Source organism: Pontibacter sp. HJ8, from assembly GCF_054824225.1.
In genome coordinates, this window is record NZ_JSYF01000314.1 from 1 (window position 1) to 14,325 (window position 14,325).

At 49.9% G+C, this 14,325-nt stretch carries 13 protein-coding genes; 3 read left to right on the forward strand and 10 right to left on the reverse strand.

Going from position 1 to position 14,325, the window contains the following annotated elements:
* The 10 genes from secG to OB13_RS13955 form a co-directional block, all read right to left on the reverse strand.
* Positions 1-371: preprotein translocase subunit SecG (gene secG / locus OB13_RS13910; RefSeq protein WP_461490771.1), on the reverse strand; the 371-nt coding region annotated here is incomplete at its 3' end.
* A gap of 1 nt (position 372) precedes the next feature.
* On the reverse strand, positions 373-1,695 hold the full coding sequence (locus tag OB13_RS13915; RefSeq protein WP_461490772.1) for a hypothetical protein: 1,323 nt from the start codon (positions 1,693-1,695) through the stop codon (positions 373-375).
* A 30-nt stretch (positions 1,696-1,725) separates the two neighbouring features.
* Entirely contained in the window at positions 1,726-2,256 is a 531-nt protein-coding gene (gene lptE / locus OB13_RS13920) for an LPS assembly lipoprotein LptE (RefSeq protein ID WP_461490773.1), read from the reverse strand.
* Positions 2,240-3,514 (reverse strand): sigma-54 interaction domain-containing protein, encoded by a 1,275-nt coding sequence (locus OB13_RS13925; protein WP_461490774.1) that lies wholly within the window; start codon positions 3,512-3,514, stop codon positions 2,240-2,242. The genes lptE and OB13_RS13925 overlap by 17 nt, the downstream gene beginning before the upstream one ends.
* Positions 3,515-3,611: 97 nt before the next feature.
* A complete protein-coding gene (gene miaB, locus OB13_RS13930; RefSeq protein WP_461490775.1) occupies positions 3,612-5,051 on the reverse strand; it encodes a tRNA (N6-isopentenyl adenosine(37)-C2)-methylthiotransferase MiaB in 1,440 nt (479 codons plus the stop codon).
* 158 nt (positions 5,052-5,209) lie between these two features.
* On the reverse strand, positions 5,210-6,523 hold the full coding sequence (locus OB13_RS13935) for an anthranilate synthase component I family protein (RefSeq protein WP_461490776.1): 1,314 nt from the start codon (positions 6,521-6,523) through the stop codon (positions 5,210-5,212).
* Between the two features lie 14 nt (positions 6,524-6,537).
* Complete coding sequence (locus OB13_RS13940) at positions 6,538-7,986, reverse strand: tetratricopeptide repeat protein (RefSeq protein WP_461490777.1); 1,449 nt, start codon at positions 7,984-7,986, stop codon at positions 6,538-6,540.
* A gap of 70 nt (positions 7,987-8,056) precedes the next feature.
* Complete coding sequence (locus OB13_RS13945) at positions 8,057-8,788, reverse strand: zinc ribbon domain-containing protein (protein ID WP_461490778.1); 732 nt, start codon at positions 8,786-8,788, stop codon at positions 8,057-8,059.
* An 8-nt stretch (positions 8,789-8,796) separates the two neighbouring features.
* Positions 8,797-9,903, reverse strand: coding sequence for a Nif3-like dinuclear metal center hexameric protein (locus OB13_RS13950; RefSeq protein ID WP_461490779.1), 1,107 nt, complete (start codon positions 9,901-9,903; stop codon positions 8,797-8,799).
* 74 nt (positions 9,904-9,977) lie between these two features.
* The gene (locus OB13_RS13955; RefSeq protein WP_461490780.1) at positions 9,978-10,472 is read right to left on the reverse strand and encodes a hypothetical protein; all 495 of its coding nucleotides are present in this window, start codon (positions 10,470-10,472) and stop codon (positions 9,978-9,980) included.
* A gap of 130 nt (positions 10,473-10,602) precedes the next feature.
* Here OB13_RS13955 and lpxK point away from each other — a divergent pair, with 130 nt between their 5' ends.
* From lpxK to OB13_RS13970, 3 genes are all read left to right on the forward strand, one after another.
* Positions 10,603-11,652, forward strand: coding sequence for a tetraacyldisaccharide 4'-kinase (gene lpxK / locus OB13_RS13960; RefSeq protein ID WP_461490781.1), 1,050 nt, complete (start codon positions 10,603-10,605; stop codon positions 11,650-11,652).
* Between the two features lie 113 nt (positions 11,653-11,765).
* Positions 11,766-13,634, forward strand: a complete 1,869-nt coding sequence (locus tag OB13_RS13965) for a putative porin (protein WP_461490782.1) — start codon at positions 11,766-11,768, stop codon at positions 13,632-13,634.
* Between the two features lie 56 nt (positions 13,635-13,690).
* Entirely contained in the window at positions 13,691-14,293 is a 603-nt protein-coding gene (locus OB13_RS13970; RefSeq protein ID WP_461490783.1) for a MiaE family protein, read from the forward strand.
* The last annotated feature ends 32 nt before the right edge of the window (positions 14,294-14,325 follow it).

The following is a 14,325-nucleotide window of genomic DNA, read 5'->3' on the forward strand; positions in this document are numbered from 1 at the left end:
ATCACAGGAATTTCACCTGTGCCTGGGATGGACATGTCTTCCTGACCTTCAGCACCCGGCTGTGGAGCAGGAGCAGCCGGCATACCGGACTGACGGGCACGTTCTTCGTTGATGCTTCTGTTCATCATGGAAGAATCTCCGGAATTGTCGAGAATCATGTGTGTGGCAAGCGTGAGAACGACTAACCCGATGGCAAAACCCCAGGTCAGTTTCTCCAGCAGGTCACCGGTGCGCTTAACACCCATCAACTGGCTGGCGCCGCCGCCCCCAAACTGGCTGGAAAGTCCGCCTCCTTTAGGATTTTGGGCTAGTACGACTAAAATTAGCAGTACGCAAATGAAAACAATGATACTGATCAGGGCGATGTACATATTAGGTTATGTTTTGTAATTTCTCTATCTGTTCGGCAAAGTAAGACTTTTTTTCCGGATATTTCAAAATTAGCTGTTCATAAATTTTAACAGCTTTTTTGACCTTGCCCTGTTGCAGAAAGATGTTGGCCAGGTTTTCAGAAGCCATCCCTTTCTTTATTTTAGAGCTCTTCAGCGACAAATCCTCTTGTGGCTCAGGCTTATGTTTCATATTGGCCATCGTCTTGAGGCGGGGGTTGAGCTTCAGGAAATGGTCAATGATATCTAGTTGCTGGCTCAGTACATTTCGGCTTGGCTGAATGGCTTTTTCCAGTTCATGCGTTTTGGTATACTCCAGGATGAGCTCCGGATGAAAACTTTGGGGGCGAGCCCGGGTATAGTCGTCCTTGAGTTGCAGAACTTCCCCCATGCGGCTGGATCCCATCCAGTACCCCAGGGCATCTTCCGCATACAGTCTGTCCAACTCATCCAGGTTATAGTTGACTGCAGCGTCTTCCGGGTTAGCCGGGATAGCTGCAACGGACGTTTCTTCAATAAAATCCTCTTCTTCTTCCTGAAGCGTCTCAACCGGGAATTGTGCCAAAGCAGGGCTTTCTTCTTCAGCCTCCGGCGCACTTGCATCAGCTTCCAGGTATAGCGGACCAGGTTCCGGCGCATCTGCCTCCAATGAATCCGCTGCTCCGGCATGCAATTCAGCAAGCGCTTCGCCTGTTTCCTGGTAGTGACCAACAACGGATACAATGTCATCTGCTTCTGCCGGTTCTGGTTCGTTTTTGCTTAAGAGCAAGTCAGTAGAGGAGGAGCTTATGCTGTTGAAGGTAAATAACAAAGCTAGCTCTGAATCTAGTTTAGCTTCACCTTCTTCGGCTGCTGTTTCTTCCGGTGCTGTATCGGCGTCTGCAGGAGCTACGGAGACTTCCGCTGCCAGGCTATGAGAGTATACTTCCTCCAGATCTGCTTCTTCCGGAGCAGCTGATTCTTCTTCATAACCGGTTATTTCCTCTGTTTCAGGAGGCACTACTTCCAGCGACTCTTCTTGAGCAACAGCCATTTCTTCTGCTTCTGACTCCTCAAATACCGGCTCCGGAGTCAGGGAGGTATAGATCACCCGTTTCAGGAGTTGCCTGTCAGTGGCATAAGAGGAGGCACGGCGCAACCGTTGCGTCGAAAGCATACTGCCCTTGTCATAAGCTGATTTTGCCAGCAGTAGGTGCGCTGTCTGGCAATACGGAAAGGTAGCCGCCACCTTTTCCAGCTCTTCTGTTTGCTGGTCTGAGATGTTCGATACCTGTTGTATCAGTTTAAGAAAGGCTGATTTGTTCATGAAAAGGTGAATGTCTCTTACTAATTAAGATTACCAGTTGGCAACAGTTTTATTGAATACGTCCGATACCAGGCGCTCTGTCAGCTGATCGATGGTCGCCGCCGGAATCTGTGTGATATCTATATTCTGCGGGAATTCCTGCGTGATATTAAACTGCTGATCGAAATCTTGTTCCGGATCTTTGGTATTGGTAAAGCGGATCTGGACAGCCAGTGTCAGGCGGTTCAGCGTTGCCTGGTCAATGTTTCCTTCGCGCTGTACAGCTACTGGTGTCAGAGTAAAGCTAACAATCTGTCCTTCCAATTGCAAATCTCCTTCCCGCTGCAGGATGGTCAGATTCGTGTTGCGCTGGTAGTAGTTTTTGAAGTTGTTGGTTACCAGCTGCGTCAGGTTGGCCGGGCCCTCGCCGGAACTGTTCTCAAAGTTCTGGATCGAGATCGTTTTTATATCCGGGGCAATCGATGTACCGGTGAAGGAGTAAACGCCACAGGCGCTGCAGCAAACCGCCAGCAGAACTACCAGGTACTGAGTAGCGGAACGCAGATTAGTCTTCAATATCATACTGCTTGAGTTTGCGGTAAAGGGTTCTTTCTGATATGCCCAGGTCGTTGGCGGCATACTTACGCTTGTTGTTATGCTTCTTGAGTGCCTTTAGGATCATTTCTTTTTCCTTTGTCTCCAGGGACAGGCTCTCTTCTTCCGTTTCGTGGGATATGTCTTCTACTTTTTCCTCGTAGTCATCATCGTCATCCGCTGCCTGTTTCACGGGCAGGTAATAGGGCTCGGATTGTTCCGATGACTTATAAGGCCGCCCATTGCTGGCGTGCTCAATATTCTCAAACAAATGCCCATGTTCTTTTAACAGCTCATGGTCGTTTGGCTGGTGTGTGATCAGCTCGAAAACCAGTTTCTTCAGTTCCGATACATCCCGGCGCATGTCAAAGAGCACCTTGTACAGCAGGTCTCGCTCCGAATAGGAATGTTCGGCTCCACTTTCCTTGGCCAGAACGGCTGGCAAGCTACTGCTCTGCTCGCGAGGCAGGTACTGGCGCAATTTGAGGAGATCAATCTCACGATCATACTCCAGCACTGATATCTGCTCTACAATGTTCTTTAACTGGCGTATGTTACCCGGGAATCTGAAATTGATCAGTTCCTGAACGGCCTCCGGTGTCAGGGTAATGGATTTAACCCTATATTTTTCTGCAAAGTCTGACGCAAACTTCCGGAAGAGCAGGTAGATGTCTTCGCCACGCTCCCGCAGGGGAGGCACAGTGATCGGCACGGTGTTGAGTCGGTAATACAGGTCTTCCCGGAAACGGCCCTTCTCCACCGCATGGATCAGGTTCACGTTGGTCGCTGCCACTACCCGTACGTCTGTCTTCTGGACCTTCGAAGAGCCCACTTTGATGAATTCACCATTTTCCAGCACACGTAGCAGGCGGGCCTGCGTACCCAGCGGCATTTCGGCGATCTCGTCCAGGAAAATGGTCCCCCCGTCGGTTACCTCAAAATAACCCTTGCGGGTATCTGTTGCGCCCGTAAATGATCCCTTTTCGTGTCCGAACAGCTCCGAATCAATGGTGCCCTCCGGTATAGCACCGCAGTTGATGGCAATGAACTGACCGTGTTTGCGGGGACTCAGTTGGTGTATGATTTTAGAGAATGACTCCTTTCCGCTGCCACTCTCTCCGGTTATCAGCACCGTCATATCGGTAGGGGCCACCTGCGCCGCCACCTGAATGGCATAATTGAGCAAAGGTGAATTACCGATTATACCGAAGCGCTGCTTTATACTTTGTATATCTATGTTGAGCATGTAGTTTGAATTGAAGATCTGGAGATGTGCAGATTTGAAAATGGTTTGGAAGAGCAAAGAATACGATCATTCATCTTCAAATTTCCAAATCTCCAAACTACTCTACCGCTTCCCCGAACAAGGTACCTACAGAGCAGTCATTTACGAATACATTCACATAATCTCCTTTTTTATAATCCTTCTTGGGGAAGATAACCACTTTGTTCTGATCGTTGCGGCCACTCAGGAAATCATCTGACTTTTTAGAAAAATTCTCGACCAGCACCCGGTGTATGCGGCCTATGTCCCGTTTGTTTCGGTTCAGAGAACATTCACGCTGTTTCTCGATGATTTCAGCCAGGCGACGCTTCTTCACTTCCAGGGGTATATCGTCCTCCAGTTTGCGGGCGGCCAGCGTACCAGGTCGCTCGGAGTAAAAGAACATATAAGAGTAGTCGTACTGTACATAGTCCATCAGGGAAAGCGTGTCCTGGTGCTCTTCTTCTGTTTCGGAGCAGAAACCGGCGATCATATCTGAGGAGATGCCGCAATCATCTCCCAGTACGGAGCGGATGGCATCCACCCGGTTCAGGTACCAGGCACGGTCATAGGTGCGGTTCATAAGCTCCAGCACGCGGGAGTTGCCGCTTTGGGCCGGCAAGTGAATGTATTTACAGATGTTGTCATACTTTTTGATGGTATGCAATACTTCATCTGTGATGTCTTTGGGGTGAGAGGTAGAGAAACGTACCCGTAATGTTGGGCTCAGCAGCGCTACTTTTTCCAGTAATTGGGCAAAGTTCACTTGCTCGGTGCCGTCCTCCGATTCCCATTTGTAGGAATCTACGTTCTGACCCAGTAAAGTGACTTCTTTATAGCCCTGTGCAACGAGCGCCTCTGCCTCACGCACAATGGAGTGCGCGTCCCGGCTGCGCTCGCGGCCTCTTGTAAACGGCACGACACAAAACGAGCACATGTTGTCGCAGCCGCGCATGATCGATATAAAGGCGCTTACCCCGTTGCTGTTCAAGCGAATCGGGTTGATGTCTGCATACGTTTCCTCGCGGGACAAAAGTACGTTAACAGCCTTGTGGCCCCCGTCTACTTCATTGATCAGATTGGGCAGGTCGCGGTAAGCGTCCGGTCCGACCACCAGGTCCACGATCTTTTCTTCTTCCAGCAGCGATTTCTTCAGGCGCTCCGCCATACAACCCAATACACCGATCATCATAGACGGCTTTTTGCGCTTGTAATAGTTGATCTGGCCCAAACGGTTGCGCACAGTCGTTTCCGCCTTTTCACGGATCGAGCAGGTATTGAGAAAAACTACATCGGCGTTCTCTATCGTGGAAGTTGTGTCGAAGCCCTGCTCATGCATGATCGAAGACACAATCTCACTGTCAGAGAAATTCATCTGGCAGCCATAGCTCTCAATGTATAGTTTGCGCGACTTGCCCGTATTGGTCTCTGCCGTAATCTTCGTATCGCAGGAAGGAGCAGCGGCAGCCTGTTCTGGTGTGCGGGAATCAATAAAATCTAAATCAACGATTGGGTCCATGCTTCAATATCTCTTTCAGCTGCAAATATACTACATTCCCCTTTATAAACGTGACAGAATGGCAGGTAATTTCAGGAATTTTGCCCTGCCTGGGTTATACCCTGAGTAGCTATCCTGGTCTTTATCAACTCTTTCGACTACAGGAATAATTCCAAGCGCTATACCCTTTCTGGTGAATCTTTCTGCCCCAGCACCTCTAGCATGGCCTTTGCTTTCAACAGGCATTCGTCGTACTCTTTTTCAGGAACGGAATCGTAGGTGATGGCGCTGCCTACCATAAACGAAAGGTAACGGGAAGTGGCATTGTACTGCAGGCTTCGGATGACGACATTGAAATCAAAATCCTGATCGGGTTTGATGTAGCCGAAGGCCCCGGAATAAAGCCCGCGCCGGGTCACTTCTAACGCATCGATGAGTTGCATGGCACTGATCTTGGGAGCACCTGTCATACTTCCCATCGGAAAGGCACCTTTCAGGGCATCTACCGGGCTGCATTCCTCCCGCAGTTCACCACTGATCGTAGAGATCATCTGAGATACCTGGCTGAACCCGTAGATGCCGAACATTTCTTCCACCTTCACAGTGCCTGTGGCGCAGGAGCGACGCAGGTCGTTGCGCACCAGGTCCACTATCATCATATTCTCGGCCAGTTCCTTTTCATCGGTACGAAGCTGCTGCTGCAGTTGGCGGTCTTCTTCGGGTGAGTTGCCCCGGCGGATGGTGCCTTTGATGGGCTGCGAGATCAGCTTCCGGCCCTCTTTTTTAAGGAACCTTTCCGGGGAAGCACAGAGCAGGTAGCGATCCTCATACTTCAGAAAACCGGAAAAAGGGGTAGGAGATGTTTCGTTCAGCGCCAGGTATAAGGCCAATGGATGCAACTCCACCTGCTCTGCAAATAACTCCATGCAATAGTTCAGCTCATACACATCGCCCTCCAGGATATGCTGCCTGACGCGTTCCACATTCCGGATATATTCCTGCTCGCTTACCCTTTGCTGTACCTCAAACCGGGGCGCTACAAATTGTTCAGGGGCCCGATAGGTATGGATGGTTTGTAAAATATTTTCAATAGGGTCTGCTGAGCTGTAAACGGTTATGATGTCCTGTTTAAAGTATAGGTATAGCTGTGGCTCAAAGAAGAAGAGGGGCGGAAAGCCGACCTGATCCGGGTTGTTGCTGCTCAGTTTTTCGATCTGGTTTTTGAGATCATACCCCAGGTAGCCGCACCAAAGGGACTCTTGCCGGTTCAGTTGCTGCTGCAGGCTTTCAAAAACATGGTCTGGGTCAAAGGCGATTGGCTTTCCCGCAGAGACCGCCAGCAGTTCATCAAAACCCTGGTAAGGATAGGGGATCTGGTTGGAGGTATAGCTGGCTACGAGCGGAAAAGTTTCTGCCCAAGCCAGTGCTTTCAGCCGGAACTCCGGGAGAGAAATTCCCAGATCAGAAACTCGGACAGATACGGAATGCAGCATGTTGCGAAACTATTTTAAATAATCAGGAGGGCTAATTTGGCCTTGGCGTCTATACTGTTTTTGTACGCATGCCCTTTGTAAGTCATGGCTTTCCTGAAATAAGCAGTGGCCTTTTTTTTGTCATTTTCTTCCAGGTAAAGATAGCCTAATTGGAGCGAAGCAGAGGGTGCAAAGTACAAGGTGGAATTTTCGCTGGCGCTGATGGCCTGTTCATAGCCCCGTTTGGCCTGTGGCCGTTCTTCCAGTCCATGATAAATACGGGCTTTGCGGTAGTAGTATTCTGCCTTTTCGGCTTTGGGTGTACTTTGTGTTAGCTGCATCTGCTGGAGCCCGGTGAGTGCTTCGCGGTAATAGCCTCCGTCTGATTGCAGCCGGGCAAGCAGCAGGTAACGGTTCGGCTGAGTTTGCGCTTCTGTAAACCGGAGGGCGTACGCATCTTCTTCCACGACCGATCTTCCGGTCTGCTCAATGAGCCGGTAATGGTGATCTGCCTGCTTCACGGATTTATTCAGCCAGTGAGCCAGGTATAGCTTAAAATGGGCAGCTTTGAGGTAATGTTCTCCTTTGTGCTGTTGCAGAAATAGCTGGTTTTCGCGGATGGAGTTGGCGAAACTACCCTTGTACAGGTATAGGTCTGCAGCCATGTGGTGCAGGTAAGGGAAGGCAATATAAGCCGGACCGGCCGGTCGCTGCTGGTATACCTGAAGGGCCTGCTCGCTGTGCTTGTTCTTTTTGAGAATGTGCATGGCCACAAAACTAAACAAGAGGTTGTCGGGCTCCGATTTTGCCAGTTTTGTTAAGGTTGCTTCCGCCGATTTATTTTTGCCCTGTTCCTGCATGTGTTCCAGCAAGGCAAGCAGCACAACCGCCTCCTGCCGGAAAGGATTTTCCTGCGTAGCGGCCGTTTTCAGATTGGCCATACCTGTCTGGATATTGCCTTTCATGCCGATGATATTGAGAAACACCTTGTACGTATCGGGTACCGAGCCAATGAGTACCTGCAGGGTACCCAGTGTTTTTTTATTTGGAAGGAAGGAAGGATACTTTTTGGCATTGGCCACGAACTGCAGGTAGGCCCGCCGCAGCTCCCAGGCGGCAGCCAGCTTGTGATCAAACAGCAGCTTGCTCAAGGCGATGTGCAGGCGCACCTCCGCCATGCTGTAGTCTACCCAGGGAGATTGTTCTGTAAGCGCCGTAATTTTCCGGAGCCGGTCCTCCTGTGCCGCTAACAGGTGCTCATACGTTGTGGGATCCTGCTGCACGCAAAGTGTGAGAAAGTCCTGCTGGTTCTCTACTAATAAGGCCACAGCATTGCCGGGATGGAGCTGCAACTCTTTTTTTACGAGGCTGCGGCCGTTAGCTATTTTCAGCCGGAGGGTTTCGGTATAGGCCCGGCTAACGGTTGTATTAAAGATAGAATTGGCTGAGCTGACAAAGCAGGAGAGCAGGAGCCCGACCAACAAAAAAAAGGATGGGGTTTAGCCATCCTTTTGTATGTTGCCTTCAAGCGGTTTCCGCTGAAAATCATGGTGCTTAGAATATACGCTGCTCTACACCAGCCAGAATACGGCCGCAGTGTTCGCACACGATCACTTTTTTCTGAGCGGCAATGTCAGCCTGGCGCTGCGGAGGAACAGTGTTGAAGCATCCGCCACAGGCGTCACGCTTCACCTGCACCACAGCCAAACCGTTGCGCACGTTTTTGCGGATACGGCTGTAAGCGCTCAGCAAACGGTCTTCGATCTGTTCGGCAGCTTTATTGCGGTCTTTCTCCAGGTTACTTTCCTCTTCTTCGCTTTCCGAAACGATCTGGTCCAGCTCGTGCTTCTTGTTGTCAAGGTCTTTGCGACGCTCTTCCAGACGATTTTTAGTGCCTTCGATCTCTGCGATCTTCTGATCGATCTGATAATGTGCTTCTTTGATCTTCTTTTCAGCTATCTGAATTTCCAGTTTCTGAAGTTCGACCTCTTTGGTGATGGCGTCGTACTCACGGTTGTTACGCACGTTTTCCTGCTGGTCCTCATACTTTCTGATCAGGCCTTCGGCGTCTTTGATAGACTGCTTGCGCTGAACGATAGCTTCGTTGAGGCCTGCCACCTCATCATCAAACTTGCGAACCCTTACCTCATAGCCTTCAATTTCATCTTCCAGGTCCTGAACCTCTTCCGGGAGGTCACCTCTTACGCGTCTAATTTCATCAAGCTGCGAATCGATGCTTTGAAGCTTTAGTAATGCTTCCAATTTGCTGGCTACCGTACTTTCCATGTAGTTAATTAGGTGTATCTGATAGGGTTAGTATTTACTTCCGATAAATAGACTGCAAAATTAGTAAAGTTTTTGGTAATTGTATCATAAAAAATCTCCTTTGTGTAGACCTCGCTTTCATAGTGGCCGATATCGGCAATCAGGAGTTTGCCTTCGGCATCAAAAAACTCGTGGTACTTTACATCACCGGTTACAAAAGCGTCGGCTCCTTGCCGGAGGGCCTCTTTGATGAGGAAGCTTCCGGCTCCGCCACATATGGCCACGCGTTTGACCGGCTTATTTCCTACTGGCGTATAGCGGATAGCCTGTACCTGCATGTGTTCTTTCAGGTAGGCCAGGAAAGCTTCTTCCGTCAGCGCCTCTTTCAGATCCCCGATCATCCCTATCCCAACTTCCTGGTTCTGATTCTCAAGCAAAGTCAGGTAATGTGCCACCTCCTCATACGGATGCGCCTGTAGCAGGGCCTGTAGAATTTGGTGCTGTTTGTGTGCCGGAAAGATAACCTCGATCCGGTTTTCCTGTACCTGTTCCGGTTTACCCGGTTCACCAATCGTCGGATCAGCATTCTGGGAAGGAAGGAAACGCCCCGTGCCCTGTACCTGGAAGCTGCAGTCGTTGTATTCCCCGATTTGTCCCGCACCGGCTTTGTGAACGGCGCTTAATACCTCATCGGTATTGGCAACGGGTACAAAAAACACCAGCTGCATCAGCGTTTGTTGCTTGTAAGACAATACCTTCGTGTTGCTGAGTTGGAGTTTTTCTGCAATCTTGGCATTCACGCCATTGTGCACGCTGTCGAGGTTGGTATGGCAGGCATAAATGGCAATGTTATGACGGATGGCCATGATGATGATACGCTCGACGTAGCTGCGTCCTGTCAGGCTCTTGAGTCCTTTGAAGATGACCGGATGGTGGGCCACCACCAGGTTGCACCCTTTGGCGATGGCTTCTTCGAGTACGGCTTCGGTGCAGTCCAGCGTGAGGAGTACTCCGGTAACCTCATCGCTGGCATTGCCGGTTTGCAGGCCAGAGTTGTCGTAACTCTCCTGGTAGGAAAGCGGCGCATAGTGTTCCAGTAGCCGGGCTATGTCGCCAATGGTAGCTTTTTCTCTCATCTTAGTGTTGACACGTATGCTCTTGATACTGCTGCCAAACTTATTAAGTTAAGCGCTGAGATAAAATTGTTTTGTTATAAAAGTGCAGTGGGATTGCTAAGCGTACTGCCCTGTTGCAGGGACAGCTGCAGGTGCCCGGTCACTGGATGCCTTTGCAGTTCTTTGCCATTATACCGGAAGGAGGTATAGCTGTAGTTCGTAAAGCACTGGCTTTTGGTAACGGTATAGGCAATATCCAGGGTATCGGTGTTTTCTTTGTTGTAATGCAGGAGCATGCGTACGCCGGACTGGTCGTAGATGACCGGATACGTTTCAAACACAATGTTATCCAGCCCTTCATCCCTTCCGCTGAACAGGTAGGTATAGGGTTCATTTTCGAGGGTAAAACGGAGCGAGTCGGGATGGTAACCGGTGCCGGCCGAAGCAAACGGATTCCTGCCGTGCTGGTCTACAATGTAAAATGTGACGGGAGAAGGAGGCTCAGGCTGGATAGTACCACATTCCTTGCAACCTGCTGTCAGAAAGAGCGCAGGTATGAAAATGGCAAGAATGAATTTGTTTGCTTTCATAAAAAGGGCTGAAAAGAGGCGTGTATATATTCGATACTAAATATATAATTTTTATTGTATATAAAACAAGCCGTCTAGGTATAGCATTGCGGCTGATTTGCTTAATTTTGCTGCGTTCAATCACACGTTGATGAAATATTTAAAACTACTGTTGTGGCCTTTTTCTTTGCTCTACGGGAGCATCCTGTTGCTGCGCAATTACCTGTACGACAACGGCATGCTGGCTTCCAAGCGCTTTGCTATACCTGTGATCGCAGTGGGCAACCTGACAGTAGGAGGCACCGGCAAGACGCCTCACGTGGAGTACCTGTTACGCCTGCTGAAAGGCTACCAGACCGCAACGCTCAGCAGGGGCTACAAGCGGAAGAGCAGGGGCTTTGTGCTGGCTGATGAAACGGCAACTGCGGCTTCACTGGGTGATGAGCCTTTCCAGTATTACCGTGACTTTCCGGGCGCAACGGTGGCCGTAAGCGAAAGCCGCGTGGCAGGTATAGAAGCGTTGCAAAAGCTGCGACCGGAACTGGAAGTGGTCGTTTTGGACGACGCCATGCAGCACCGGCCGATACATCCTTCGCTCAATATCCTGCTGACGGACTATACCCGCCTGTTCTTTAATGACCGGGTGCTCCCGGCCGGGCTGTTGCGCGAACCAAGGCAAGGCGCTCAACGCGCAGACCTGATCGTGGTGAGCAAGTGTCCGGCAGGTATGGCAGAGGAGGAGCAACAGGCGATCGTGCGGCAGGTCCGTAGGTATAGCCGCCCGGCAACCCCGGTTTTTTTCTCAACTTTCAGGTATGGCGCTCCGGTTCCGATGGGTGCTGCCCGCCAGGTACCGAACCGTATCATCCTGCTGACAGGTATAGCCAATCCTGCGCCGTTGGTCAGGAACCTGCAGGAGCAGGGGTATACCCTTGCACATCAGAAGGCTTATGCAGATCATTATGCGTATACCCTGCAGGACATGCGGGAGCTGCAGAAGCTGGTGGAAAGCGAACCCTCCGGAGCGCTAGCCATTGTCACCACCCGAAAGGATGCTGTGAAACTCTCCGACGTAAATTTGCAGGATGCAACCCGGCAGCTTCCCCTGTTCTACATCCCCATTGAGGTCGATTTCCTGAAAAATGGCAGCTTGTTTGACGAGTTAATACAGGAGCATGTGGCCTCATTCCGGAAACAATAAGCCACTTCTTCTCGCTCTTTTGTATAATACCGTATACTTTGCCCGTACAGGTATGGGCGTTGTGCGAAAATCACTAATTTTGAACTGTGAAAAGTAAGCTACTAGCAGGAATATTGTTCTTATTTTGTCTGATAGCCGGTTCGGAAGCCGCCGCTCAGATCATCGATGACACCACAAAAGTGTTGTATAGTCCGAAGACTACGCTCAGGCTGTATGAAAATGATGTACTGGAAGGCCGCTATTTGGAACAGAGCATTGATACCACGATTCAGAACATGCACAATGAGCGCTTTTGGTACCATGACACGGCTTACTTTCAGCACCTGGGCAACGTAGGCACAGCGGCCAAACCCATCCTGTTTCGTTTGCCAACCAAAATAGGTGCCCGCTCCGGGAGGAATGCCTTCAACCGGTATGCCTACAATCCTGAAACGATTAACTATTACGATACGCGTTCTCCTTATTCGCACATCTACTACATCCAGGGGCAGCGCGGCGAACAGGTTTTTGAAGGTACGCATGCCCGCAATATTACGCCTCGCTGGAATGCTGGAGTAGCTTACCAGATCCTAACGGCCAACCGGCAGATTGGCGTTTCGACGCTGCGCCGTGAAGGCTATGTCAGCAACCAGGCTGTCAAGGCTTTTACGCACTATCGCTCCAAAAACGACAAGTATGACCTCTTTGCCAACTATACGCATCTCAACCACGAGCAAATAGAATTTGGGGGCATTCTGCCCGGACCGCTGGACTCTACTCAGAATGATCTTTTCAAATACCAGGCGGAACTGACGAATCTGAATCAGGCTGCCTCCCGTGAGTTTCGAAGCAATTACCACCTGCTACACATCTACAAGCTGGCGAAGGAAGACATGAAGCTTTATCACTCCTTCGACTGGGGAAGGCAGCGCAACATTTACCAGGATGATGAGATTCCATACCGGGGCGATTCCGTTTTCTTTTACCCGGACATAAAATATGATTCGGCACAGACGGATGACAGAACCGTTTACCGGGAAATGGAGAATGTATTCGGCATAACCGGGAATAACAAACTATCCTTCTACAAGGCCTATGTCAAGAATCGAAGCTCTAAAATGGAGTATACGGTGCTCGATACCATCAACAACAGCAGTGCAACAGAGCGGTTCAATCAGCTGTTTGTGGGGGGACAACTGCGGCTTGTGTATGGAAAGGCGCTGGTTTCGGTTGATGGGGAGTTTCAGATGACGCGGGACTACAAGGTAAGTGCCACCGCTAAGCTGGGGCCATTGCAGGGTAGGATAGCCCGGGTACTGCGCTCTCCTTCCATGATCGAGCAGCGCCTGATCAGCAATCATTTTAACTGGCATAATAACTTTAACAACTCCGTAACAGACAGAATTGAGGGTACTTTTACAAGCAAATTAGGAGAGAGGCAGCATGTGCGGCTGACCGGACATTACAACAACATCAAACGCCATGTTTTCTTCAATAAGCAAGCTATACCAGAACAAGCGACTGAAAGTCAGCAGATTTTCGGGGCGGAGCTGAAGCACCACATCCGTTTCGGGTCTATTCACTTCGAAAATTTTGTGGCCTATACCAATACTGATGAGGCACCAGACATTCGCATACCGGAATGGCTGGTAGATTCGAAACTTTATTTCCAGGGGTTTCTCTTCAAGAAGGCATTGCTCGGGCAATTTGGAGTACAGATGTATCTGCCATCAGAGTATCTGGCCGATGCCTATATGCCGGTTACCCAGCAGTTTTACCTGCAGCCTGCTACAGAACAGTTGCCGCTGCAAAACCAATTCCTGATCAGAACTTATCCGGTAATCGATGTTTTCCTGACAGCAGATATCAAAAATCTGAACGTTTTCCTGAAGATGTCGCATATCAACGAAGGCTTAACGGACCCGGGTTATTTCGTGACTCCTTATTATCCCGGCATGCAGACCAGCTTTATCTTCGGCATCAAGTGGATGTTCTTTGATTAAGTTTCATTGTTGATTGCTGCAATGATGAACGCTATACCTTAAAATTTTGCTTAAAAGTGTCAGTACCTACTAAAACCATACTTCGTTTACAACTGCCCACCGATCCGCGTTGGGTAAATATCGCCGAGAAGAATATTGAAGAGATCCTGGTGGATCATGCATATTGTGAACAGAAAGCTGCTACTTCCGGTATCTCCCTGATCGTAAAGTATCCGGACAAAACGCGCCTGGTAGAGGAAATGACAGACCTGGTAGCGGAAGAGTGGAGCCATTTTGAACGGGTGATGGCGGAGCTTAAAAAGCGGGGCTATGGCCTGGGCCGAAACCGCCCGGATGAGTACGTCGTGGAGCTGACCAAGCATATCCGCAAAGGCGGCCTGCGCGAACGCCAACTCATGGACCACCTGCTGATCAATGCCCTGATCGAAGCCCGTAGTTGTGAACGCTTCAAACTGCTCTGGAAAAACATCCAGGACGAAGAACTTAAGAAATTTTACTATGAATTAATGGTGTCCGAGGCAGGCCATTATGTAAGTTTTGTAAAGCTGGCCAAAGAATACATGCCCGTCGAAGTAGTAGACGCCCGCCTGAAGGAGCTCCTGGAGATCGAAGCCGACATCATCCGCAAACTAGAACCACGTGCCGACAGAATGCACTAAATGAGTTCTGAGTCTCGAGTTCTGAGTCATGA

Bases quoted from the DNA above. Each gene is read 5' to 3' on its own strand.
- OB13_RS13915 (WP_461490772.1), bottom strand. From the start codon at position 1,695: ATGAACAAATCAGCCTTTCTTAAACTGATACAACAGGTATCGAACATC.
- lptE (WP_461490773.1), bottom strand. From the start codon at position 2,256: ATGATATTGAAGACTAATCTGCGTTCCGCTACTCAGTACCTGGTAGTT.
- OB13_RS13925 (WP_461490774.1), bottom strand. From the start codon at position 3,514: ATGCTCAACATAGATATACAAAGTATAAAGCAGCGCTTCGGTATAATC.
- miaB (WP_461490775.1), bottom strand. From the start codon at position 5,051: ATGGACCCAATCGTTGATTTAGATTTTATTGATTCCCGCACACCAGAA.
- OB13_RS13935 (WP_461490776.1), bottom strand. From the start codon at position 6,523: ATGCTGCATTCCGTATCTGTCCGAGTTTCTGATCTGGGAATTTCTCTC.
- OB13_RS13945 (WP_461490778.1), bottom strand. From the start codon at position 8,788: ATGGAAAGTACGGTAGCCAGCAAATTGGAAGCATTACTAAAGCTTCAA.
- OB13_RS13950 (WP_461490779.1), bottom strand. From the start codon at position 9,903: ATGAGAGAAAAAGCTACCATTGGCGACATAGCCCGGCTACTGGAACAC.
- OB13_RS13955 (WP_461490780.1), bottom strand. From the start codon at position 10,472: ATGAAAGCAAACAAATTCATTCTTGCCATTTTCATACCTGCGCTCTTT.
- lpxK (WP_461490781.1), top strand. From the start codon at position 10,603: ATGAAATATTTAAAACTACTGTTGTGGCCTTTTTCTTTGCTCTACGGG.